This is a genomic window from Variovorax beijingensis (genome assembly GCF_007828835.1).
Lineage (GTDB): Bacteria > Pseudomonadota > Gammaproteobacteria > Burkholderiales > Burkholderiaceae_C > Variovorax > Variovorax beijingensis_A.
In genome coordinates this window covers 28,335-51,755 of record NZ_VIVL01000017.1, presented here as the reverse complement: position 1 = coordinate 51,755, position 23,421 = coordinate 28,335, and the positions used below count along the sequence as shown (strand labels likewise).

The window sequence follows — 23,421 nt, the reverse complement described above, 5'->3', positions numbered from 1 at the left end:
GCCGCGCAGTGACGTTTGGCAACGATCCGGCGAGGCGGCAGGTGCACTCGCAGAGTGCGTCGGGCGTTGCAACCACCATGGGTGCTGGCCGTCAGCGCCTTTTCAAGGGAGCTGCAGTGAAAGTCAAAAACAAGCGTTCTTCTGTCTTCAAATGGGTGGCCCTTGGCGCGATGGCGGCCAGTGCGCTGCTCGCCGCGGGCGCGGCCAGCGCGCGCGGCAGCTGGTCGGTGCAGATCGGGGCGGGTGGCTATCCGGCGCCGTACTACGTGCCGCCGCCTGCCTACTATCCGGCGCCGATCTACTACGCGCCGGCCCCGCCGGTCTACTACCGTCCGCCGCCGCCCGTGTACTACCGGCCGGCACCCGTCTATGCGCCGCCGCCCGGACGGATCTACTACGGGCCGGGCTACCCGTATCGCCCGCCGAACGGCGACGAATGGGACAACGACCGGGATTACGAAGACCGGGACTGAACGGCTAGGTGCCTCGCTCAGCGCGGCGCGGCGCGGACAGGATGGCGGAGAGTTCGCCCATGTCGATGGGCTTCTGAAGGTGGTGGTCGAACAGGTTCCGCGCCGCGGCGCCGGCCGCCTCTTCCTCCGAAAAGCCCGAAATGGCGACGAGCAGCCGAGGGCCACGGTCCGCTGCGGCCGAACGCAGCCGCCGCGCCACCTCGGTGCCGGGAAAGTCGGGCAGCGTGAGGTCGATGAGCGCCGCGTCGAAGCGCTCCTCGGCCGCCGCATCCATGGCCTGTTGCGCCGTGTAGGTGCAGCGGGCGGTATGGTCCTGCAGCGTCAGCAGTTCCTGCAGCAGGTCTGCCGCGGCTTCGTTGTCGTCGACGATCAGCACGTTCACTGGGAGGTGGCTTTCAAGCAATTTGTATCCACCCAGTATCCCGGCCAATCGCCTTCCGCGCAGTAGGAGGGCGCCTACGCCCGCACTTGCGTCGCAGTCTTCGCGGCGGCCTGCAGCGGCAGCTCGACATGGAACACCGCACCTTCGCCGGGCCGGCTCTCCACCTCGATGCGCCCGCCGTGCAGGCCCACGATCTTGCGCGTGATGTAGAGCCCGAGCCCAAGGCCGGGCGCATGCTTGCGGCTGTCGTCGGTGCGTTCGAACTGCTCGAAGATGCGCTGCTGGTCTTCGGGCGCAATGCCGATGCCCTGGTCGCGCACGGTGATGTGCGCGGCGCCGTCCCGCTCCCACAGCATCATCTCCACGGGCTTGCCGCCGCCGTAGCGCAGTGCATTGGTCAGCAGGTTGGTCAGCACCTGCTCGATGCGGAACTCGTCCCACACGCCGCGCAGCTCGCGCGGTGCTTCCAGCGCGATGACCGAGCCCGCGGCTTCGGCCTGCTGCCTGAGGCCTTCCACCACGGCCCGCGCGAGCGCGACAAGGTCGACCGGCTTGGGCTGGATCGACAGCGCGTCCCTTCGCATGCGCGTGACGTCGAGCATGTCGTCGATCAGCCGCACCATGTTGCGGATCTGCCGCTGGTCGCGCTCGATCATGGCGGGAAGGCGATCCGCGGAAAAGGACTCCAGCTTGCCCCTGGACACCTGGACCTGGCGCAACTGCGTTTCGAGGTACAGGGTGTTGAGCGGCGTGCGCAGCTCGTGCGAGACCATCGACATGAAGTCGTCTCGCATGCGCACCGCGCGTTCGAGTTCGTGCTGCGTGTGGCGCAGCTGCTGGACCAGCTCTTCCTGCTTCTGGTTGGCCACCGCGAGCGCATTCATTTCGTGCCGCAGCGCCTTGCGGTGGCGGTACAGGTCGACGAACACGTTGACCTTGCCGGTGACGGCATGCGGATCGAGCGGCTTGTAGAGGAAGTCGACCGCGCCGCTTTCATAGCCCTGGAAGGCGTAGTTCGAATCGCGGCCCGCCGCCGTCACGAAGATGATCGGGATGTGCCGCGTGCGCTCCGTGCCGCGCATCAGCTCGGCCAGCTCGAAGCCGTTCATGCCGGGCATCTGCACGTCGAGGATGGCCAGCGCGAACTCGTGGTCGAGCAGCAGCGCAAGCGCCTCCTCGGCCGAGCCCGCGCGGTACACCGCACGGCCCGGGCCGCGGATCAGGGCTTCGAGCGCAAGAAGGTTCTCGGGCAGGTCATCGACGATCAGCAGCTTGCTTTCGACGTCAATGGGCATGGGCGGACTCCAGTTGCAGCAGCAATGTGCGAAGCTCGCGCAGGGCAAGCACGTGATCGGGGGAATGGCGGGCAATGGCTGCCCGGGGCATGATGGGAATCTGGGCTTCCTCCGGGTCCTGGACGGCGGTGATGCCGCCGGCCATGTGAATGCGCAAGAGGCCTTCGGCGCCGTCGTGGTTCGCGCCCGTGAGCAGGAACCCGGCCAGCGCGGGGCCGTAGGCATCGGCGGCCGAAGCCATCAGCACGTCGATCGACGGCCGCGAAAAGTGCACGGGCGGCTCGCAGCTGAGCGAAAAGCATCGATCGCGCTCGATCGACAGGTGATAGCCGGGCGGCGCGAAATACAGGCTGTCGGGCGCGATCGGCATCTTGTCGGCGGCCTCATGCACCGGCATGTGCAGCCGCTCGGCAAAGATCTCGGCCAGATGGCTCTGATGGCCTTCGGGCAGGTGCAGGACGACCACCACCGGAAGCCGCCACGGCGGCGGAATGCCGTGCAGGAGCGCCAGCAGCGCCTCGATGCCGCCCGCAGACGCGCCGACCACCACGGCTTCGACGCGCCGCGCAGGGGTTTGGCGAGCATTCGGCTTCATGTGGCCTTTCGGTAGATGCGCTCTGGCTGCGAATGGACGTCGAAGCGATCGGCATAGCTCGAGAAGTCGATGCTCTCCTTCGCGCCCAGGCCCAGGAAGCCGCGGTGGCAGAGCGACTCGTGGAACAGCCCGAGTGCCCGGTCCTGCAACTCGCGGTTGAAATAGATGAGCACGTTGCGGCACGAGACGAGCTGCGTCTCGGCAAAGACACTGTCGGTGGCCAGACTGTGGTCGGCAAAGATGACGTCGGCGCACAGCGCCGGGTCGAAGCGCGCGGCGTCGTAGGCCGCGGTGTAGTAGTCGGAGAAAGAACTGCGGCCGCCGGCGCGCTGGTAGTTGGCCGTGTAGCCGCGGATCGATTCGATCGGGAAGATGCCCTGGCGCGCCTTCTCGAGCGAGCCGGGGTTGATGTCGGTGGCATAGATCTGCGTGCGGGAGAGCAGGCCTTCCTCGCGCAGCAGGATGGCCAGCGAAAAGACTTCCTCGCCGGTGCTGCAGCCCGCCACCCACACCTTGAGGGATGCATAGGTGTGCAGGATCGGCACCACGTGCCGGCGCAGCGCAAGAAAGTAGGCCGGATCGCGGAACATCTCGCTCACGGGAATCGTCAGGTACTCGAGCAGCCGGCCGAACAGCAGCGGATCGCGCAGCACCTTCTCCTGCAACGCTGAAATGCTCGGCAGCCCGAGCTGTGCCAGCGCGTGCAGCACGCGGCGCTTCTGCGAAGCCACGGTGTAGTTGCGGAAGTCGTAGCTGTAGCGCAGGTAGATGGCTTCCATCAGCAGCCGCAGCTCGATCTCCGTGTTGCTCAACGCGGAGGTCAGGGACAGGGCAGCGGCATCGGGGTTCACAGCCGCTCCATTTTGGGCATCCACACGCGCAGAAGCGAGACCAGGCGCTCCAAATCCACAGGCTTGGCCAGGTAGTCGCTGGCGCCCGCGGCCAGGCACTGCTCGCGGTCGTCCTTCATGGCCTTGGCGGTGATGGCGATCACGGGCAGCTTCTCGAAGCGCGGGTCCGCGCGCAGCCGGCGCGTGGCCTCCAGGCCGTCCATTTCCGGCATCATCACGTCCATCAGCACCAGGTCGATCTCGCGCGCCTGGTCGAGCTTTTCGAGCGCCTCGCGGCCGTTGCGGCCGATCTCGACCGCCGCGCCGCGCTGCTCCAGCGCGCTCGTGAGCGCAAAGAGGTTGCGCACGTCGTCGTCCACCAGCAGGATGGTGCGGCCCTCGAAGATGCGGTCGCGCCCGCGCGCCGCCTTCAGCATGCCCTGGCGCTCGCTGGACAGTTCGGCCTCGACCTTGTGCAGGAACAGCGTGACCTCGTCCAGCAGGCGTTCCGGCGAGCGTGCGCCCTTGATGATGATGGAGCGCGAATAGCGCTGCAGCTCGGCTTCCTCGTCGCGCGTGAGGTTGCGCCCGGTGTAGACGATCACGGGCGGGAACGAGACGATCTCTTCCGACGCCATGCGCTTGAGCAGCTCGCTGCCCTGCATGTCGGGCAGGTGCAGGTCGGTGATCATGCAGTCGAAGACGCGCCTGCGCAGCAGTTCGAGCGCCTCTTCGCCGGAGCCCACGGCGGCGATCTCGATGTCTTCGTCGCCGATCAGCCGGATCACGCTTTCGCGCTGCAGCGCATCATCCTCGACCAGCAGCACGGCCTTGACCTTCTGCGCGAGCTTTTCCTCGAGCCGGGCGAACACCTGCATCAGCTCGGCGCGCGTGGCGGGCTTCTGCGCATAGCCGATGGCGCCCATGTGCAGGGCGGCGGCCTGCGCGTCGTCGGCGGCCGAGACCACGTGGATCGGAATGTGGCGCGTCTGCGGCGAATCCTTCAGGCGCTGCAGCAGGCCGAGCCCGGTGCTGTCCGGAAGGCGCATGTCGAGCAGGATGGCATCGGGCAGGAACTGGTGCGCCAGCTCGAAGCCGTCGGCCGCGCCATGGGCCACCAGGCAGCGGTAGCCGAGTTCATGCGCCAGGTCGTAGAGGATGTGCGCGAACTGCGGCTCGTCCTCGATCACGAGCACCCGGCGCACCTGGTCGGGCGGCAGCGTGCGGTCGTCGGCAAAGGAGGGCGGCGGCACGGCAACGGGCAGCGATGGTGCGGCGGGCGTGGGGTGCGCGGCAGGGAAGGGCGTGCGCGCCGCTGCGGAGCTGGCGGGCGCCGGAGCAGGGGGCCGAGCTGATTGTTGCGGGGCCTGTGGCGAGACCTGCGGCGCGGCAGCCGGCAGCTGCAGCGTGAAGGTGCTGCCCTGGCCGGGCCGGCTTTGCAGCGTGAGCGTGCCGCCCAGAAGGCGCGTGAGGTCGCGCGAGATCGAAAGTCCCAGGCCGGTGCCGCCGTAGCGTCGGCTGGTGGTGCCGTCGGCTTGCTGGAAGGCTTCGAAGATCAGCTCCTGCTGCTCGGGCGCAATGCCGATGCCCGAATCGCTCACCGCGAAGACCGCGCCGCCGTTCGCAGCCGCGGAAACCGTGAGCGCCACCTCGCCGCTGTTGGTGAACTTGATCGCATTGGAGAGCAGGTTCTTCAGGATCTGCTCGACGCGGTGGCGGTCGGTGGCCAGCGTGGCGGGCGAGCCGGGCCGCATCTCCAGGCGGAAGGCCAGCTGCTTCTCGGCGGCCAGCGGCCTGAAGGTGCTCTCCAGGCTCTGCGCGAGCTTGCCGAGCGCCACCTCTTCGACAACCACTTCGAGCTTGCCCGCCTCGACCTTGGAGATGTCGAGGATGTCGTTGATCAGCACCAGCAGGTCGTTGCCCGACGAGTAGATCGATTCCGCGAACTTCACCTGCTCGGGGCTCAGGTTGCCCTGCGGGTTGTCGGCGAGCAGCTTGGCCAGGATGAGCGCGCTGTTGAGCGGCGTGCGCAGCTCGTGCGACATGTTGGCCAGGAACTCCGATTTGTAGCGGCTGGCGCGCTGCAGTTCGTCGGCGCGGTCTTCCAGGTCGCGCTGCACGCGGCGCAGGGCCGCATTGCGCTGGTCGAGCGCCTCGGTGCGCTCGGAGAGCTGGCTGTTGGTCTGTTCCAGTTCGGCCTGCTGGTTCTCCAGCATGGCCTGCGAAGCCCGCAGCGCACGCGACTGCTCCTCGAGTTCTTCGTTGGCGGTGCGCAGCTCTTCCTGCTGCACCTGCAGTTCCTCGTTCAGCTGCTGCGTTTCGGCCAGCGCGTCCTGCAGCTGCTCGCGGTAGCGCGCCGCCGCGAGGGAGTCGCCGATGTCCTCGGCCACCAGGTCGAGCAGCTCGTTGGTGCGCGCATCGGGCACGGCCGGCAGGCCGAGTTCGACCACGCCGTTCACCACGCCGTCGCTCGACACCGGCACCAGCAGCACCGCCGTGGGCGCCATCTCGCCCAGGCCCGAGTTGACCTTCAGGTAGTCGGCCTGGATCGGCTCCACCAGCATGCGGCGCCGTTCCGCGGCCGCCTGGCCGACCAGGCTCTGGGTCGGCGAGAACACCTGCGGCGAAGCCTCGGCTTCCATCGAGAAGCCGTAGCTCGCCGCGCGGCGCAGCGTGCCCTGCCGCTCGCGCACGTACAGCGCGCCGACCGCGCTGCCCAGGTGCCGCGAGAAAAAGGCCAGGACCTTGCGGCCGAGGTCGTTGGCGTTCAGCTCGCCCACGAGCTCTCCGACCAGCTCGGTCTGCGCGCTGCGCAGCCACGCCTGCTGCGCCAGCTGTTCGGCGTGGGCGGCCTGGTCGCGCAGCACCGCGTCGTAGCTGCCCGACAGCCGCATCAGCTGCCGGCGGCCGAAGTAGGCCACCATGCCGGTGAACACCAGCGTGAAGAGCAGGAACACGGCCACCACCAGCCAGGCCGTGCGGTTGACCTCTTCGTTGCGCTGAAAGCGCAGGCCCGCCTGGGTGTCCATGAAGGCGGTGAACTCGGTGCGCATGTCGGCACGCAGCTGCTTGCCCCGGCCTTGGCGCACCCCTTGCTGGTAGTTGCCGCCGGCGCGGCGCAGGGCGATCAGGTCTTCCGCGAACCCGTTCCAGGCCTCCTGCAGCGCCGCGATGCGCTCGACCCGCTCGGCCTGCTGCCGGTTGTCCAGCACCAGTTCGCGCAGCGCGGCGGTGTCGCTCTTGATCCGGGGCAGCGCGCTCTGGTAGGGCTCGAGAAAGCTTTCCTCGCCGGTGATCAGGAAACCGCGCAGGCCGGTTTCCATGTCGATGCTGCGGGCCTGCAGTTCGCTGGCGCTGCGCGTCACCTGGTCGGTTTGCTCGACCCGGCTGATGGTTACCAGCAGGAACACGATCAAGCTGACGAACACCAGCGCGCCGACCAGCCCGCCAAGCAGCGGCCATTTCAGGTTGCGGCTCAGCAGGCGGTCGAAGTCGTCGGGATCGATCGCGGTCGGCATCTTCATTCCATCAAATATTTGTAAGCAAAACCTTTGAAGTTTTGCCGAATTTCGGTGCACCAGCTGTCGGAGAAGGCCCCGATACCACTTTTCTCGCGCGTGGGTCGCGGGGCAGGCGCGGCCTCGCTATACTGTTGTTTTGTACAGCATCAGCGTGACCACGGATCTTCCTCCAAAGTCGCCGGCACCGGCGCCCGATGCTCGCACCGTATCCGTCAAGGCCCTGTGTGCCTTCGGTGCCAAGGCCGGCGACCTCGACCTGCGTTTCGTGCCTGCGCCCAGCGCGCTCGAAGGCATGGCCGGCCACGCGCTGGTGCAAGGCCGGCGTGGCGACGGCTACGAGAGCGAAGTGCCGCTGCGCTCGCAATGCGGCGCGCTCACGGTTCGCGGCCGTGCCGACGGGCACGACCCGGGCGAACCCCGCGTCGAGGAAATCAAGACCTTCCGCGGCGACTTCGACGCCATCCGCGGCAACCACCGGGCGCTGCACTGGGCCCAGGCCCGCTGCTACGGCTGGATGCTCTGCGAGATGCACGGCTACGAGCACATCACCGTGGCGCTGGTGTACCTGGACCTCGGCACCGGCGAGGAAACCGTGCTGGAAGAGCCGCACGCGCGGGCCGAGCTGCAGGCGCATTTCGAGCTTCTGTGCGCGCGCTACAGCGCCTGGGCGCAGAGCGAGGCCGCGCACCATGCGGCGCTCGGCCGTGCGCTCGGTCAGCTGGCGTTTCCGCATGGCTCGTTCCGGCCCGGCCAGCGCGAACTGGCCGAGGCCGTCTATCGCGCCGCCGTCAACGCGCGTTGCCTGATGGCGCAGGCGCCCACCGGCATCGGCAAGACGCTGGCCACCATCTTTCCGCTGCTGAAGGCGCGGGCCGCGCGCAGGATCGACAAGATCTTCTTTCTCACCGCCAAGACCTCGGGCCGGGCCGTGGCGCTGGAGGCCGTCGGCGTGCTGGGCAAGGACTGCGCGCAGGTGCGGGTGCTCGAGCTCACCGCGCGCGAAAAAGTCTGCGAATACCCCGACCGGGCCTGCAACGGCGATGCCTGCCCGCTCGCCAAGGGCTTCTACGACCGCCTGCCCGCCGCGCGCGAAGAAGCCGCGCAGGCCGCCAGGCTCGACCGGCAGGCGCTGCGAAGAATTGCGCTGGCGCACACCGTGTGCCCTTATTTCCTCGCGCAGGAAATGGCGCACTGGTGCGACCTGATCGTGGGCGACTACAACTACTACTTCGATGGCAGCGCCTTTCTCTACGCCACCATGAAGGACGCCGAATGGCGCGCGGCGGTGCTGGTGGACGAGGCGCACAACCTGCTGGAGCGCGCGCGCGGCATGTACACCGCGCGGCTCGACGGCCTGGCGCTGGAAGACGCGCACCGCGTGGCGCCCGCCTCGGTGCGCGGCGCGCTGGGCCGGCTGTACCGCGAATGGGACACGGTGCAGCAGGCACAGACCGAACCCTACGACACGGCCGACGAGATTCCCGAGCGCTTCGCTCGCACGCTGCAGGCCGCCAACACGGCCATGGGCGAGTACTTCGCGGCCACGCCCGACGCGGCGCAAGGTCCGCTGCAGCGCTTCTTCTTCGATGCGCTGCAGTTTGCCCGGCTGGCCGATGCCTTCGACGACCACTCGATCTTCGAGTGCACGCTGGGCCCTGCGCACGACCATCAGCAGCGCAGCCTCGCGATCCGCAACCTGGTGCCGGCGCCATTCCTCGAGCCGCGCTTCGCGGATGCCGCATCGGTCACCTGTTTTTCCGGCACCTTGTCGCCCTTCGAGTTCTACCGCGACGCGCTGGGGCTGCCGCCGGAGACCATGCTGCTCGACGTGGCCTCGCCATTCCGCAGCCAGCAGCTGCGCGTGGAGGTGGCCATGAACGTGTCGACGCGTTTTCGCGACCGCGCGGGCTCGCTCGCTCGCGTGGCCGGGATCATCGGCGACCAGTTCGAGCGCATGCCGGGCAACTACCTCGCGTTCTTCAGCAGCTTCGACTACCTTGAAAAAGCCTGCGCGGCCTTCCTGGCCAGGCACCCCGGCGTGCCCGTGTGGGCCCAGACGCGCGGCATGGCCGAGGCCGATCGCCATGGCTTTCTCGCGCGCTTCGAGGAGGGAGGCCAGGGCATCGGCTTTGCCGTGCTCGGCGGCGCATTCGGCGAAGGCATCGACCTGCCCGGCAGCCGGCTGATCGGCGCCTTTGTGGCAAGCCTCGGCCTGCCGCAGCACAACGCACTCAACGAGATCACGCGCGAGCGCATGCAGGCGCGCTTCGGCAAGGGCTACGAATACACCTACCTCTATCCGGGCCTGCAGAAAGTGGTGCAGGCGGCCGGCCGCGTCATTCGCACCGAGCAGGACAGCGGCGTGCTGCACCTGCTGGACGACCGCTTCGCGCGCGCCGAGATCCGGCAGCTGCTGCCGCCCTGGTGGGAGCTGCGCCTGGGCGGGCCGGCGCATGCCGATGAAGGGGAGGATTTCTTCGATGCGCTCCGCTAGGCACATCCAGCTCGCTGACGAGCCCGACCTGTTCGGCGAGGCGCCCGCGGCCGCCATCGAAGGCCTGGGCTACGAGCGCGAATTCCTCACCCGCACCGAGGAAGCCGAGCTGCTGCGCCTCGTGCAGGGCTTCGAGCTGCGCGAGATGCGCTACAAGGCATACACCGCGCGCCGCCGCGGCATCAGCTTTGGCGGCAGCTACGACTTCGACAAGCACCAGCTGCGTCCGGGCACGGCCGTGCCGCCCGCGCTTCACCCGCTGCGCGCGCGGGTGGCGGCATGGATGGGCATGGCGCCCGAGGATTTCGCCCATGTGCTGATCTCCGAATACCGGCCCGGCACGCCGCTCGGCTGGCACCGCGACGTGCCGGACTTCGAGGACATCGTGGGGGTTTCGCTGCGCAGCAGCGCGGTGATGCAGCTGCGGCCCTATCCACCGGCCAGCGCCACCGCGCCCGCCAGCCTCCAGTTGCTGATCGAGCCGCGCTCCATCTACATGCTGCGCGGCGAAGCGCGCTGGGCCTGGCAGCACAGCATCGCGCCGACCGAGGCGCTGCGCTATTCCATCACCATGCGCACGCGGCGCCGCGCGTGACCTGCGGCGGGTCTTGCCGCGGGTTTTTCCGCGGCGGGCTGCTTTTCGGCCGGGCGCCTGGCCCCGGCTTTCTTCATCAGCTCCGAAGCCACCGACAGGTCCTTGAGCCAGGCTTCCCAGGCTGCTTCGCGCTGCAGTGGATCGCCGCGCAGCAGGGCGGAGGGATGCAGCGTGACCAAAACGCGGCGGCCTGTCTGCGCATTCTCGATCCATTGGCCGCGCTCCTTCATCACCGCGACGGGTCGGCCGAGCAGCGAGCGCGCGGCCGTGCCGCCGAGCGCGATGCAGGCGCGCGGCTGCACGAGTTCGATCTCGCTTTCGAGCCAGTGGTGGCAGGCTTCCACCTCGCGCTGGCCCGGGGTCTTGTGCATGCGGCGCTTGCCGCGTGGCTCGTACTTGAAGTGCTTCACCGCATTGGTCACGTAGAGCTTCTCGCGCGACCAGCCGAGCTCGGCCACCGCACGGTCGAACAGCTTGCCGGCCGGGCCCACGAAGGGGCGGCCGACCAGGTCTTCCTTGTCGCCCGGCTGCTCGCCCACCACCATCAGCGCCGCGCCAACCGGGCCTTCACCGAACACCGACTGGGTTGCATGCGCGCCCAGCGGGCATTCGCGGCAGGCGTCGGTCGCAATGCCGAGGGCCTTCAGCGCTGCCGTGGCCTCGTTGCGATGGGACATGGGCCGGCTCCGGTGCGCCGTTGGGGTTCAAGCGGCCACCACCCTCAATGCGTGGAACCGCCGCCACCGCCGCGCCGCGACTGGCTCTGGTTGCTGCCGCCGATGTGGCTTTCGCGGTCGTGGCGGCTCTCGGTGGTGCGGCGCGGCTCGTTGCGCGGTGTCGGGCTCTGGTGGCCGGCCTTGTTGTGCTGGGGAGGCAACGAACCACGCTCGTCGGGCGTGTTGGGGTTCGTCTTGGACATGGGCTGCTCCTTCGAATGAATGGATGGTTGGACATTTATTTGTCCGCGCCGCGCATGCCCGCTGGTGTCGGAATTGGCCCACCGCGGGCGTCGTCCAAGCCTCATGCGCGGGCACGGCGGGGGGGGACTTGCCAATAGCCGATATCTGCCATTCAGCTGTCCGATCCGGAGAATCACCACCTCGATCGGGGTGAGAACTCGATACTCCGCGGAAATCTTTGTCGTCCCCAAGACAACTTGCAATGGCTTCCCGGGCCGGCCTCTGCACATCAAGCGGCCCGGTTGCACGAGGTTGATCCGAACGGGTGTTCTATCCCGGCCAACGTCGCTCAAGTGCCCGCATTTCGATGCCCGCACCGGCGGTTTGCCGTGCCGGACCTGCACCGATACGATCCCGCGCCTTGCCCCCAAAGGAATGCGCGGATGCCGCCAACGATTGCTTCTCCCTCGACGCCTGCCGCGTCCAAAAACGCCGGCTGGCAGCAGCGCAGCCGGCGCCACGTCTGGCATCCGTGCACGCAGAGCATCCGGCTCGAAGCCGTGCCGCCGCTGCCGATCGCGCGGGGCGAGGGCGTCTGGCTGTTCGACCACGACGGACGCCGCTACCTCGACGCGACGAGCTCGTGGTGGGTCAATCTCTTCGGCCATGCGCACCCGGCCATCAACGCCGCGCTGAAGGACCAGCTCGACACGCTCTCGCATGTGATGCTCGCGGGCTGTACGCATGCGCCGGCCGTCGAGCTGGCCGAGCGGCTCGCCGCGCTGACGGGCCATGCGCTAGGCCACTGCTTCTATGCCTCGGACGGCGCCTCGGCCGTGGAGATCGCGTTGAAGATGAGCTTTCATGCATGGCGCAATGCAGGCCGGAGCGGCAAGCAGGACTTCGTCGCGCTGCGCCAGGGTTACCACGGCGAAACGCTGGGGGCGCTGCATGTGACCGACGTGCCGGTGTTCCGCGACGCCTACGCGCCGCTGCTCGCGAATGCGCACCTCGTGGCATCGCCCGACGCCCGGGCCGCGCAGCCGGGCGAGGACGCCGCTGCCGTGGCGCGCCGCGCCGCGGCCGAACTCGAAGCGCTGCTGGCGAAAAGGCATGCATCGATCGCTGCCGTGATCGTCGAGCCGCTGGTGCAATGCGCCACCGGCATGGCGATGCACGACCCCGACTACCTGCGGCTCGTGCGCGCGCTGTGCGACCGCTACGGCGTGCACCTCATCGCCGACGAGATTGCGGTGGGCTGCGGGCGCACCGGCAGCTTCTTCGCGTGCGAGCAGGCCGGCATCTGGCCCGATTTCCTGTGCCTTTCCAAGGGCATCAGCGGCGGCTACCTGCCACTGGCGCTGGTGATGACGCGCGATGCGATCTACCAGGGCTTCGTCGACGACGACGTGGCGCGCAGCTTCCTGCATTCCCATTCCTACACCGGCAACGCGCTGGCCTGCCGCGCGGCGCTCGCGACACTCGATCTGTTCGAGCGCGAGGACGCGCTGCGCCGCAACCGCGCCCGTGCCGAACGGTTGATCGACCGGTTGCGCGAGGGGCTTCACGGCGTGCCCGTCGAGCATCTGCGCCAGCGCGGAATGATCACGGCCTTCGACATGCGCGAGCCCGGCGCCCGGTTCGCGGAGCGCTTTCACCTTGCCGCACGAGCGAACGGACTGCTGATGCGTCCCATCGGTGCGACCGTCTACCTCATGCCGCCGTATGCGATCGGCGACGGCGAGATCGACCTGCTGGTCGACGGCACGCTGGCCACGCTGCAGGCCGTGGCCGCCTCCGCCCGTGCAGACCACGCAAATCACGCAGAAGGAGGCCGCGATGCCGCGCTTGCTTGAACGCCTGCAGGGCGAGATCGCCGCGCTCGACGCGCAGTCGCTGCGCCGCCACCGGCAGATCGCCGAAACCGCCTGCGCCCCCGAGCAATCGCTGACGCTGGCCGGCGCGAGCGCGCCGCGCACCATGCTCGGCTTCAGCAGCAACGACTACCTCGGCCTTGCCGCGCATCCGGCACTCGCCGCCGCACTGGCCGAAGGCGCGGCACGCTACGGCACGGGCAGCGGCGGGTCGCACCTGATCCTCGGCCACTCGCGCGCGCATGCCGAACTCGAGGAACGGCTGGCCGGCTGGATGGCGCCGTTCATCCCGGAGGCGCAAAGCCTGTTCTTCTGCACGGGCTACATGGCCAACCTCGCAGTGCTGTCGGCGCTCGGCGGTGCCGAGGCGGTGATCTTTTCGGAGTCGCTGAATCACGCGTCGCTGATCGACGGGGCGCGGCTGGCCAAGGCGCGGGTCGAGCGCTATCCGCATTGCGACACGGCCGCGCTCGATGCGCAGCTCGGCGCCTGCGATGCGCCGGTCAAGCTGATCGTGAGCGATGCGGTCTTCAGCATGGACGGCAACATCGCGCCCGTGGCCGAGCTGCTCGCGCTGGCCGAGCGCCACGACGCCTGGCTGGTGCTGGACGACGCGCACGGCTTCGGCGTGCTGGGCGCCACGGGCCGCGGCGTGCTGCAGGCCATGGGGCTGCGCTCGGAGCGGCTGGTGCTCGTCGGCACGCTCGGCAAGGCGGCCGGGGTGTCGGGCGCTTTCGTGGCGGCGCACCGCACCGTGATCGACTACCTCGTGCAGCGCGCGCGGCCGTACATCTTCACCACCGCCGCGCCGCCGGCCATCGCGCATGCGCTGCTCGCGAGCCTGGCGCTGATCGAGGGCGAAGAAGGCGACGTGCGCCGCGCCCGTTTGCATGCGCGCATCGCCCAGCTGCGCCGCGGCCTCGAGGCGATCCTGCCGGCGGACGGCAGCGCCTGGCTGCCCGATTCGCCGACCGCGATCCAGCCGCTGATCGTCGGCGACAACGCACGCGCGATGCAGACGATGGCGCAGCTCGATGCCCGCGGCCTGCGCGTCGGTGCGATCCGCCCGCCGACCGTGCCCGCCGGCACCGCACGGCTGCGGATCACGCTGTCGGCCAGCCATTCGCAGGACGATGTGGCACGGCTGCTCGACGCCTTGGGTGAAGCATTGGTGCAGCCGTGGAAGAAGGCCGCATGAGCGCCGCGCCGGGTGCACCCATGACACACCGCCGCTGGTTCGTCACGGGCACCGATACGGGCGTCGGCAAGACGCTGGCCAGCAGCGCGATGCTGAGCCTGCTGGCCGCATCGGGCCTGCGCGCGGTCGGCATGAAGCCGGTGGCCGCGGGGCTGGAACGCATCGATGGCGCCTGGCGCAACGAGGACGTCGAGCAGCTGCACGCGGCCGGCAATGTCGATGCGCCCCTGGCCCTGCGCTGCCCGTACCTGCTGCGTGCGCCGATGTCGCCGCACCTTGCGGCGCGCGAAGAGGGCGCGCGCATCGAACTGCCGCCACTGCTGTCGGCCTTCGCGGCGTTGTCGCAGCAGGCCGACGCGGTGGTGGTCGAAGGCGTGGGCGGCTTCTGCGTGCCGTTCGGCGACGACATCGACAGCTCCGACCTGGCCGTGGCGCTGGGACTGCCGGTGATCCTTGTGGTCGGGCTGCGCCTGGGCTGCCTGAACCATGCGCTGCTCACGGCTGAAGCGATCCGCACGCGCGGGCTCATGCTGGCGGGGTGGATCGCGAGCACCATCGAGCCGGAGATGCTGGCACCCGAGGCCAATCTCCAGACGCTGCGCGACCGGCTCGGCGCGCCCTTGCTAGGCGTGGTGCCGCATTTGGCCGAGCCCTCGGCGGCCCACGCCGCGCGGCACCTCGACCTGCGCGCATTGCGCGCTACCGCGGCCCACGCTGCGCGCCGGTCAGCCGCGCTGGCCTGATTCGGCGAGGCGCTTCGCCCGTGCGCCGCCCTGGCGCTCGAGCATCCAGCCCGGGTACTCGGAGGGCAGGGCGCTCACCTTGCCGAGTGCGGCCAGCTCATCGGCGGAGAGCCGGATCGCGGTGGCGGCAATGTTGTCGTCCAGCTGCGCGACGCGCTTGGCGCCGACGATCACGCTGGTCACCACCGGCTGGTGCAGCAGCCACGCGAGCGCGATCTGCGCCACCGACACCTTGCGCGCTTCGGCCAGCTGGCGCATCACGTCGATGCAGTCGTAGGCGCGCTCGACGTTCACCGGCGGAAAGTCGAAGCTGGCGCGGCGGCTGCCTTTCTCGGCTTCGGTGCCGCGCCCGTACTTGCCGCTCAAGAGGCCGCCCGCCAGCGGGCTCCAGACCATCAGGCCGAGGCTTTCGCTCTGCAGCATCGGCGCCAGTTCGCGCTCCAGGTCGCGGCCCGCGATGGTGTAGTAGGCCTGCAGCGATTCGAAGCGCGCGAGCCCCTGGCGTTCGGCGATGCCCAGCGCCTTCATGATCTGCCAGGCCGCCCAGTTGGAAACGCCCACGTAGCGCACGTGGCCCTGCTGCACCAGGTTGTCCAGCGCGCGCACGGTTTCCTCGATGGGCGTGACTGGGTCGAAGCCGTGGATCTGGTAGAGGTCGATGTGGTCCAGCTGCAGGCGCCTGAGGCTGGCCTTCACGCCGTCCATGATGTGGTAGCGCGAGGCGCCGGCCGCATTGGCGGTCTTGCCGGTCTCGCCGAACACCTTGGTGGCGACCACGACGTTTTCGCGCGGCACCTTGAGGTTCTTCAGCGCCTGGCCGGTGATGGTTTCCGACAGGCCTTCGGAGTACACGTCGGCGGTGTCGATGAAGTTGATGCCGGCGTCGAGCGCGCGGCCGACCAGGCCTTCCGCCTCGGACTGCTGGAGGTTGCCGATCTGGCCCCAGATGCCGCTGGAGCCGCCGAAGGTCATGGTGCCGAGGCAGAGTTCGGAAACGAACAGGCCGGTGCGGCCGAATTTGCGGTACTGCATGAGAGATGTCCTTTGGGTGGGTGGCGCGAGAAGAGGGCCGGAAGGCCCCCGCCGTCCGCAAAAGTATCCGGCCGCGGCGCCGGGCATGGCGAGCGCGTTCCTGCAAAGTCCTTGCCTATTTCTCCAGACCTCCTGCGCGGGCCGTGCAGATTCGTTAGCGTGGCGCTAAGCTTTGAACCACCCGATCCTCCACGCCGGCCGCCCATGCGGCCCCCACCCGTGACAAGGCCCCGAACATGCCTGACCCAACACCTCAAATCGCTGCCGCCATTGCCCAGCCGATGCCGCTGGAGCCCGAACTCGACGAAGCCCGGAAGGAGCTGGTCGGGCTGATCAACCGCATCACGCGCGGCCAGGACGGCACCGTGGAAACGCCGGTGGACGGCCTGCAGGTCCACTGCATCAGCAAGCCCGACGGTCCCAAGCATGCCTTCGCGACCCCGGCGCTCGGGCTGATCGCGCAGGGCTCCAAGCGGATCATCGTGGGCGACGACATCTATGTGTACGACCCCATGCACTACCTCGTGACCTCGGTCGACCTGCCGGTGTGCGGCCAGGTGCGCCTGACGAGCGACAACGAACCTTACCTCGGGCTGCGGCTGGAGCTCGCGATCGACGAGATCGGCAAGCTCATCGGCGACGAGAAGCTGCCCGCCAAGGCCAATGCGCCGGCGTCGCGCGGCATGTACGTCAACCGCATCGGCATGCCGGTGCTGGAGCCGGTGCTGCGGCTGCTGCGGCTGGTCGAGTCGCCCGAGGACGTGCCGATCATGGCGCCGCTCATCAAGCGCGAGATCATGTACCGCCTGCTGGTGAACGGAGAGGGCGCGCGGCTGCGGCAGATCGCGCTGCAGGACAGCCACACCCAGCGCATCGCCAAGGCGATCAGCGCGCTGCGCATCAACTATTCGCAGTCGCTGCGGATCGAGGACATGGCGCGCGCGGTGCACATGAGCGTGTCGTCGTTCCACCATCACTTCAAGGCCGTGACGGCCATGAGCCCGCTGCAGTACCAGAAGCAGCTGCGCCTGCAGGAGGCGCGCCGCCAGATGCTGATGGCGGGCGTGGACGTGTCGAGCGCGGCGCACAGCGTGGGCTACGAGAGCCCGTCGCAGTTCGCGCGCGAGTACAGCCGCATGTTCGGCGCGCCGCCGCTGCGCGACAAGCGCCGCTGGCTCAGCGAAGCCGAGAACGACGCTCTCGGCGCGGGCTCGATGCAGGCCGCCTGAAGCAGGCCCGCCGGGCGGTCAGCGCAGCACCAGCACGGGCAGCGCGGAGTGCGTCAGCACGTGCTGCGTCTCGCTGCCCAGCAGCAGCCGCTTGATGCCCTTGCGGCCGTGCGAGGCCATGACGATCAGGTCGCACTTGTGCTTCTTCGCGGCGGCGACGATCGATTCGGCCACCAGGTCCGAATTGGCGATGGCCTTCTTCAATGGCACGCCGCTCGCCGCCGCGCGTGCCGCCACGCCGTCGAGCATGTCCTGCGCCTTGTCGGCCCATTGCTTTTCGACCCGGGCGATGTCTTCGGGCGAGAAGGACATCGCGCCGTCGAAGTAGCTCTTGGGGTAGCGTGGCACCACGGTGAGCGCCACGAGGTCGGCATCGTGCCGGCTCGCCAGGGCGATCGCACTCGTGACCGCTTTCTTCGAGAGTGTGGAGCCGTCGGTGGCCACGAGAATGCGCTTGTACATGGTTTTCTGTCCGGGGAGGTGTGCCGCGAGCTTAGGCCGCGGGCTGCTTTCGTCACTTGATGCAGATCAAACGGGAACGGGGGCCCGGCCCTTAGCCTTGCCCGATGCAAGCTGCGCTCGCCCCCTTTTCCCCGGCCGCCGCGCTTCCACGGGCACCCCGTGAAGAGTGGCAGGCGCTCGACGATCCCGCCGAATGGCCTGCGTTCGGCCATGCGCTCGATGGCGGCGATGCCGGCACCGTGCGCTGGGAATCGCAGGTGGCGGTGGAAGGCATGCACTGCGCGGGCTGCGGCCTCGCTGTGGAGGCGGCGCTGCTGCGCGTGGCAGGCGTGCTCGAGGTCCAGGTGAACGCCGCGAGCCAGCGCGCCCGCGTGGTCTGGTCCGCCGCGCAGACGCGGCCTTCGCGCTGGTTCGAGGCCTGCGAAGCTGCCGGCTACCGGCTGGTGCCCGCCGCGGACAGCTCCGCGCGCGAGCGCCGTTCGCGCGAGTTGCGGCTCGCGCTCTGGCGCTGGCTGGTGTCGGGCTTCTGCATGATGCAGGTGATGATGTATGCCTACCCGGCCTACATCGCGCAGCCCGGCGAAATGACGCCGGACGCCGCGCAGCTGCTTCGCTGGGCCTCCTGGGTGCTGACGCTGCCGGTGCTGTTCTTCTCCTGCGGGCCGTTCTTTCGCAGTGCGTGGCGCGATCTTCGCCATGCACGCATCGGCATGGACGTGCCGGTTGCCTTCGGCATCGCCATCGCATTCGCGGTCAGCACCGCGGCCACCTTCGACAGCGCAGGCGCGCTGGGGCACGAGGTCTATTTCGACTCGCTCACCATGTTCGTGTTCTTCCTGCTCACGGGCCGCTGGCTTGAAGCGCGGCTGCGCGACCGCACGGCCGGTTCGCTCGAGGCCGTGATGAACCGCCTGCCCGACAGCATCGAGCGCCTGGATGCCGCGGGCGGCTGGGAGCGTGTGGCGGTGCGGCGCCTGGCCGCGGGCGACGTGGTGCGGGTGCGGCCGGGCGAGGCCTTTCCGGCCGACGGCATGCTGATCGACGGCGGCACCAGCACCGACGAAGCGCTGCTGACCGGCGAATCCCGCCCGGTGGCGCGGGCGCGCGGCGAGCGCGTACTGGCGGGCAGCCACAACCTGTCGGCCACGGTGCAGGTGCGCATCGAATCGGTGGGCGAGGGCACGCGCTTTGCGCAGATCGTTCGGCTGATGGAAAGCGCCGCGCTGGGCAAGCCGCGGCTGGCTCGGCTGGCCGACCGGATCGCACGGCCGTTCCTCGTGCTGGTGCTGTTGTCGGCCGGCAGCGCCGCGGCCTTCTGGTGGCCGGTCGATCCGGGCAAGGCGTTGATGGTGGCGGTGGCGGTGCTGATCGTGACCTGCCCGTGCGCGCTGTCGCTCGCAACGCCGGCCGCCATGCTCGCGAGCGCGGGCGCATTGGCGCGCGGCGGCGTGCTGACGTCCAACCTGCAGGCGCTGGAGGCGCTGGCCTCGGTCGACACGGTGATCTTCGACAAGACGGGCACGCTGACCGGCGACACGCCGCGCCTCGAACGCGTGTACTGCCGCCAGGGCTTGCGCCCCGGCGACGCGCTGGAGATCGGCGCCGCGCTGGGCGCGCACTCGCTGCATCCGGGCGCGCGGGCTCTCGTGAATGCGTGGAATGCGCAATTCCGCTCGCCGCCCGCCTGGGAAGTGGCGCAGCCGGCCGAGCTGGCCGGACTCGGGCTCGAAGGCCTGCTGCGCCGAAGCGGCGATGCGGGCGGGCCTGCGCGGCGCGTGCGGCTGGGTTCGGCGAGCCATTGCAATGTGGCGCCACTGCAGGTCGAGGCGCCGCAGGTGCACCTCAGCGACGAGCAGGGCTGGATCGCGAGCTTCGTGCTGGCCGAGGAACTGCGTCCGGACGCGGCCGCCGCGGTGGCGGCACTGCAGGCCGAAGGCGTCACGGTGCGGCTGCTGTCGGGCGACCGCGACAGCGCCGCACGCGAGATCGCCGCGCGCGCCGGCATCGAATTTGCGCAGGGCGGCTGCACGCCCGAAGACAAGCTCGAGGTCCTGTGGCGCCTGCAGGCCGAAGGCCGGCAGGTGGCGATGGTGGGCGACGGCCTGAACGACGGGCCTTCGCTGGCGCGCGCGAACGCCTCCTTCGCCTTCGGGCGCGCCGTGCCGCTGTCGCGCGCGCGGGCCGACTTCGTGGTGCCGGGCGATGCGCTCGCGGCTATTCCGCGCACCATCGCGCAGGCGCGGCGAACGCTGCGCGTGGTGCGGCAGAACCTCGCGTGGGCGGCCGGCTACAACGCGCTGTGCGTGCCGCTGGCCGTCATGGGCTGGCTGCCCGCCTGGCTGGCCGGGCTGGGCATGGCAGCGAGTTCGCTGGTGGTGGTGCTCAACGCGGCGCGGCTCGCGGCCCCCGCCGCGGGCAGGGCGGTGCGCTGATGGACATCCTGTTCCTGCTGATCCCGCTGTCCGTCGTGCTGGTGCTCGCCATCCTCGGCTGCCTCTGGTGGGCGATCGAGCGCGGCCAGTTCGAAGACATCGAGATCGAGGGCGACCGCATCCTGCGCGGCGATTGATCTGCATCAAACCCTCGGGAGGAGGGCGCGGGGACACTGCCCGCAGTCCATCAAGAGGCACCACGATGCAAGAACCCAATCCTCCCGCAGCGGTCTACGACGACACCGCCGTACGGCAGCTCGCCCTCATGTCCGTGGTCTGGGGCGTGGTCGGCATGCTGGTCGGCGTGATCATCGCCACCGAGCTCGCCTGGCCCGAATTCAGCCTCGGCATTCCGTGGCTCAGCTATGGGCGGCTGCGGCCGCTGCACACCAACGCGGTGATCTTTGCGTTCGGCGGCTGCGCGCTCATGGCCACCAGCTTCCACGTGGTGCAGCGCACCTGCCAGGTCCGGCTGTTCGCGCCGGCGCTCGCGTCGTTCGTGGTCTGGGGCTGGCAGGCCGTGATCGTGGCCGCCGCCATCAGCCTGCCGCTGGGCTACACCACGGGCAAGGAATACGCCGAGCTCGAATGGCCCATCGACATCCTGATCGCGGTGGTGTGGGTGGCCTATGCGGTGGTGTTCTTCGGCACCATCGGGATCCGGAAGGTGCGCCACATCTACGTGGCCAACTGGTTCTACGGCGCCTTCATCATCGCGGTGGCGCTGCTGCACATCGTCAACAGCGCCGAGATTCCGGCGGGCTGGATGAAGAGCTACTCGGCCTATGCCGGCGTGCAGGACGCGATGGTGCAGTGGTGGTACGGCCACAACGCGGTGGGCTTCTTCCTCACCGCGGGCTTCCTCGGAATGATGTACTACTACATCCCCAAGCAGGCCGGCCGGCCGGTGTATTCGTACCGGCTCTCGATCGTCCACTTCTGGGCGCTGATCTTCACCTACATGTGGGCCGGCCCGCACCACCTGCACTACACGGCGCTGCCGGACTGGACGCAGTCGCTGGGCATGGTGTTCTCGCTGATCCTGCTCGCGCCGAGCTGGGGCGGCATGATCAACGGCGTGATGACGCTCTCGGGCGCCTGGCACAAGCTGCGCACCGATCCGATCCTGCGCTTCCTGATCGTGGCGCTGTCGTTCTACGGCATGTCGACCTTCGAGGGCCCGATGATGTCGATCAAGACCGTCAATGCCCTGAGCCACTACACCGACTGGACCGTCGGCCACGTGCACTCCGGCGCGCTGGGCTGGGTGGGCTTCATCACGATGGGCTCGCTCTACTACCTGATTCCGCGCATGTACGGCCGCACTGCCATGTACAGCGTGAAGGCCATCGAGGCGCACTTCTGGATGGCCACCATCGGCATCGTGCTGTACATCGCCGCCATGTGGATCGCCGGCGTGATGCAGGGCCTGATGTGGCGCGCCGTGAACGCCGACGGCACGCTCACCTACACCTTCGTGGAGAGCGTGAAGGCCACCTTCCCGTTCTACGTGGTGCGGCTGTCCGGCGGCCTGCTGTATCTGGCGGGGATGCTGGTGATGGCGTGGAACGTGTGGATGACCGTCATCTCCGGGCGCTCCGTGAGGGCCGCCATCCCGCCCGTTGCCATTGCCCACGCCTGAGGAAGCGCCATGACGCAGAAGAACCCCTCCCAAAGCGGCTTCACCCATGAAAAGGTGGAGACCAACAACCTGCTGATGATCGTGCTGATTCTCGTGGTGGTCGCCATCGGCGGCATGGTCGAGATCGTGCCGCTGTTCTTCCAGAAGTCGACCACCGAGCCGATCCAGGGCCTGAAGCCGAACACCGCGCTGCAGCTGGCCGGCCGCGACGTCTACCTGCGCGAGGGCTGCTACAACTGCCATTCGCAGATGATCCGGCCGTTCCGCTCGGAGACGCTGCGCTACGGCCACTACTCGGTGGCCGGCGAGTTCGTCTATGACCATCCGTTCCAGTGGGGCAGCAAGCGCACCGGCCCCGACCTGCACCGCGTGGGCGGCAAGTACAGCGACGAGTGGCACCGCATCCACCTGAACAACCCGCGCGACCTGGTGCCCGAATCGAACATGCCGGCGTATGCCTGGCTGGACAGGACCCAGGTCGATGCCGACGCCATTCCGCGCCGCATGCGCGCGCTGCGCCAGGTCGGCGTGCCGTACACGGACGAGGAGATCGCCCGTTCCGCCGACGACGTGCGCGGCAAGACCGAGATGGACGCCACCGTGGCGTACCTGCAATCGCTGGGCCTCGCGCTCAAGTAGGGAGCACCGAACCATGATCGACATCACCACCTTGCGCGTTGCCGCCACCGTTTCCTGCTTTGTGCTTTTCCTCGGTATCGTGGCCTGGGCCTATGCCCGCCGCAATGCGCCGCGCTTCGAGGAAGCCGCGCAGCTGCCGTTCGAGCAGGACTGAAGAACAAAAGGGGCCCACGATGAGCGATTTCGTCAACAACTTCTGGTCCAACTACATTGCCGCCGGCACGGTGCTGAGCATCCTCGGATGCATGCTGCTGCTGTGGCTCACGGCCCGCAAGCGCGTACCGTCCGATGCGGACAACACCACCGGCCACGTCTGGGACGAGGACCTGCGCGAAGCCAACAATCCGCTGCCCATGTGGTGGATCGGCCTCTTCGTGCTCACCATCTTCTTCGCGGTGGGCTACCTGGTGGTCTTTCCCGGCCTGGGCAGCTTCGCCGGCCAGGCGAACTGGAGCACCAGGACCGAGTACGACGAGGACGTCGCCAAGGCCACCAAGGCGCTGGCGCCCGTCTATGCGGGCTACGCCGCCATGCCGATGGAGGACATTGCGCGCGAGCCCAAGGCCATGGCCATCGGCGAGCGCCTGTTCATGAACAACTGTTCCCAGTGCCATGGCTCCGATGCGCGCGGCAGCAAGGGATTTCCCAACCTGACCGACAAGGACTGGCTGCACGGCGGCACGCCCGAGAAGATCGTCGAGACCATCACCAAGGGCCGCGTCGGCACGATGCCGCCGATGGCGGCGGCGGTGGGCTCGCAGGACGACGTCAAGAACCTGGCGAACTATGTGCTGAGCCTTTCGGGCGCGCCGCACGACTCGGTGCGCGCCGGCCTCGGCAAGTCGAAGTTCACGGTGTGCGCTGCCTGCCACGGCATCGGCGGCGTGGGCAACCAGGCCGTGGGCGCCCCCAACCTCAGCGACAAGATCTGGCTGCACGGCTACGGCGAGGCCGCCATCGTGCAGATGGTCAACGCCGGCAAGCACAGCGAGATGCCCGCGCAGGAGGGCCGGCTCACGGAGGCCCAGATCAAGCTGCTCGCATCCTATGTCTGGGGTTTCTCCAACCCTGCCACCGGGCCCTGAC

Annotated in this window: 22 protein-coding genes; 13 read left to right on the top strand and 9 right to left on the bottom strand. The window is 68.9% G+C overall.

Annotated elements, in window-relative coordinates; translation table 11 throughout:
• The first annotated feature begins 116 nt into the window (after positions 1 to 116).
• Entirely contained in the window at positions 117 to 473 is a 357-nt protein-coding gene (locus FB547_RS30520) for a hypothetical protein (protein WP_145747366.1), read from the top strand.
• A gap of 4 nt (positions 474 to 477) precedes the next feature.
• Here the strand turns inward: FB547_RS30520 and FB547_RS30515 are convergent, their stop codons facing one another.
• The 5 genes from FB547_RS30515 to FB547_RS30495 form a co-directional block, all read right to left on the bottom strand.
• Positions 478 to 855 (bottom strand): response regulator, encoded by a 378-nt coding sequence (locus tag FB547_RS30515; protein WP_261380457.1) that lies wholly within the window; start codon positions 853 to 855, stop codon positions 478 to 480.
• Positions 856 to 929: 74 nt separating this feature from the next.
• Entirely contained in the window at positions 930 to 2,150 is a 1,221-nt protein-coding gene (locus FB547_RS30510; RefSeq protein ID WP_145747364.1) for a hybrid sensor histidine kinase/response regulator, read from the bottom strand.
• Positions 2,140 to 2,745: a chemotaxis protein CheB gene (locus FB547_RS30505; RefSeq protein ID WP_145747363.1), complete on the bottom strand. Its 606-nt coding sequence runs from the start codon at positions 2,743 to 2,745 to the stop codon at positions 2,140 to 2,142. Before FB547_RS30505 ends, FB547_RS30510 begins: the two co-directional genes overlap by 11 nt.
• Entirely contained in the window at positions 2,742 to 3,596 is an 855-nt protein-coding gene (locus FB547_RS30500; protein WP_145747362.1) for a CheR family methyltransferase, read from the bottom strand. Before FB547_RS30500 ends, FB547_RS30505 begins: the two co-directional genes overlap by 4 nt.
• A complete protein-coding gene (locus FB547_RS30495) occupies positions 3,593 to 7,099 on the bottom strand; it encodes a response regulator (protein ID WP_145747361.1) in 3,507 nt (1,168 codons plus the stop codon). Before FB547_RS30495 ends, FB547_RS30500 begins: the two co-directional genes overlap by 4 nt.
• A gap of 148 nt (positions 7,100 to 7,247) precedes the next feature.
• Here FB547_RS30495 and FB547_RS30490 point away from each other — a divergent pair, with 148 nt between their 5' ends.
• Both FB547_RS30490 and FB547_RS30485 read left to right on the top strand, forming a co-directional pair.
• Positions 7,248 to 9,590 (top strand): helicase C-terminal domain-containing protein, encoded by a 2,343-nt coding sequence (locus FB547_RS30490; protein WP_145747360.1) that lies wholly within the window; start codon positions 7,248 to 7,250, stop codon positions 9,588 to 9,590.
• Positions 9,577 to 10,185, top strand: a complete 609-nt coding sequence (locus FB547_RS30485) for an alpha-ketoglutarate-dependent dioxygenase AlkB (RefSeq protein ID WP_145747359.1) — start codon at positions 9,577 to 9,579, stop codon at positions 10,183 to 10,185. The genes FB547_RS30490 and FB547_RS30485 overlap by 14 nt, the downstream gene beginning before the upstream one ends.
• On the opposite strand, the gene FB547_RS30480 is transcribed toward FB547_RS30485, so the two are convergent.
• The gene (locus FB547_RS30480) at positions 10,149 to 10,862 is read right to left on the bottom strand and encodes a UdgX family uracil-DNA binding protein (protein WP_145747358.1); all 714 of its coding nucleotides are present in this window, start codon (positions 10,860 to 10,862) and stop codon (positions 10,149 to 10,151) included. The genes FB547_RS30485 and FB547_RS30480 overlap by 37 nt on opposite strands.
• Positions 10,863 to 10,906: 44 nt before the next feature.
• Entirely contained in the window at positions 10,907 to 11,104 is a 198-nt protein-coding gene (locus FB547_RS30475; RefSeq protein WP_145747357.1) for a hypothetical protein, read from the bottom strand.
• Positions 11,105 to 11,527: 423 nt separating this feature from the next.
• Between FB547_RS30475 and bioA the strand changes: the two genes are divergently transcribed.
• Genes bioA through bioD form a run of 3 tightly spaced genes read left to right on the top strand, consistent with a single transcriptional unit; the run spans position 11,528 to position 14,899 of the window.
• Positions 11,528 to 12,940: an adenosylmethionine--8-amino-7-oxononanoate transaminase gene (gene bioA, locus FB547_RS30470; RefSeq protein ID WP_145747356.1), complete on the top strand. Its 1,413-nt coding sequence runs from the start codon at positions 11,528 to 11,530 to the stop codon at positions 12,938 to 12,940.
• Positions 12,924 to 14,156: an 8-amino-7-oxononanoate synthase gene (gene bioF, locus FB547_RS30465; RefSeq protein ID WP_145747355.1), complete on the top strand. Its 1,233-nt coding sequence runs from the start codon at positions 12,924 to 12,926 to the stop codon at positions 14,154 to 14,156. Before bioA ends, bioF begins: the two co-directional genes overlap by 17 nt.
• The gene (gene bioD, locus FB547_RS30460; RefSeq protein WP_145747354.1) at positions 14,153 to 14,899 is read left to right on the top strand and encodes a dethiobiotin synthase; all 747 of its coding nucleotides are present in this window, start codon (positions 14,153 to 14,155) and stop codon (positions 14,897 to 14,899) included. Before bioF ends, bioD begins: the two co-directional genes overlap by 4 nt.
• Here the strand turns inward: bioD and FB547_RS30455 are convergent.
• Entirely contained in the window at positions 14,882 to 15,931 is a 1,050-nt protein-coding gene (locus tag FB547_RS30455; RefSeq protein WP_145747353.1) for an aldo/keto reductase, read from the bottom strand. The two genes, bioD and FB547_RS30455, sit on opposite strands and share 18 nt — an antisense overlap.
• Positions 15,932 to 16,167: 236 nt before the next feature.
• Here FB547_RS30455 and FB547_RS30450 point away from each other — a divergent pair, with 236 nt between their 5' ends.
• Positions 16,168 to 17,160, top strand: coding sequence for an AraC family transcriptional regulator (locus tag FB547_RS30450; RefSeq protein WP_145747352.1), 993 nt, complete (start codon positions 16,168 to 16,170; stop codon positions 17,158 to 17,160).
• 18 nt (positions 17,161 to 17,178) lie between these two features.
• On the opposite strand, the gene FB547_RS30445 is transcribed toward FB547_RS30450, so the two are convergent.
• Complete coding sequence (locus FB547_RS30445; protein WP_145747351.1) at positions 17,179 to 17,622, bottom strand: universal stress protein; 444 nt, start codon at positions 17,620 to 17,622, stop codon at positions 17,179 to 17,181.
• Positions 17,623 to 17,726: 104 nt separating this feature from the next.
• Between FB547_RS30445 and FB547_RS30440 the strand changes: the two genes are divergently transcribed.
• The 6 genes from FB547_RS30440 (at position 17,727) to ccoP (ending at position 23,420) form a co-directional block, all read left to right on the top strand.
• Positions 17,727 to 20,054, top strand: coding sequence for a heavy metal translocating P-type ATPase (locus FB547_RS30440; RefSeq protein WP_145747350.1), 2,328 nt, complete (start codon positions 17,727 to 17,729; stop codon positions 20,052 to 20,054).
• Positions 20,054 to 20,191 carry a cbb3-type cytochrome oxidase assembly protein CcoS gene (gene ccoS / locus FB547_RS30435; RefSeq protein WP_145747349.1) on the top strand — a complete coding sequence of 46 codons (138 nt, stop codon included), beginning with the start codon at positions 20,054 to 20,056 and terminating at the stop codon, positions 20,189 to 20,191. The genes FB547_RS30440 and ccoS overlap by 1 nt, the downstream gene beginning before the upstream one ends.
• 65 nt (positions 20,192 to 20,256) lie before the next feature.
• Positions 20,257 to 21,696, top strand: coding sequence for a cytochrome-c oxidase, cbb3-type subunit I (gene ccoN, locus FB547_RS30430; protein ID WP_145747348.1), 1,440 nt, complete (start codon positions 20,257 to 20,259; stop codon positions 21,694 to 21,696).
• A 9-nt stretch (positions 21,697 to 21,705) separates the two neighbouring features.
• Positions 21,706 to 22,335: a cytochrome-c oxidase, cbb3-type subunit II gene (gene ccoO / locus FB547_RS30425; protein WP_145747347.1), complete on the top strand. Its 630-nt coding sequence runs from the start codon at positions 21,706 to 21,708 to the stop codon at positions 22,333 to 22,335.
• 13 nt (positions 22,336 to 22,348) lie between these two features.
• Positions 22,349 to 22,489, top strand: a complete 141-nt coding sequence (locus FB547_RS30420) for a CcoQ/FixQ family Cbb3-type cytochrome c oxidase assembly chaperone (RefSeq protein WP_012747922.1) — start codon at positions 22,349 to 22,351, stop codon at positions 22,487 to 22,489.
• Between the two features lie 19 nt (positions 22,490 to 22,508).
• Positions 22,509 to 23,420, top strand: coding sequence for a cytochrome-c oxidase, cbb3-type subunit III (ccoP, locus tag FB547_RS30415; RefSeq protein ID WP_145747346.1), 912 nt, complete (start codon positions 22,509 to 22,511; stop codon positions 23,418 to 23,420).
• Position 23,421 lies beyond the last annotated feature (1 nt).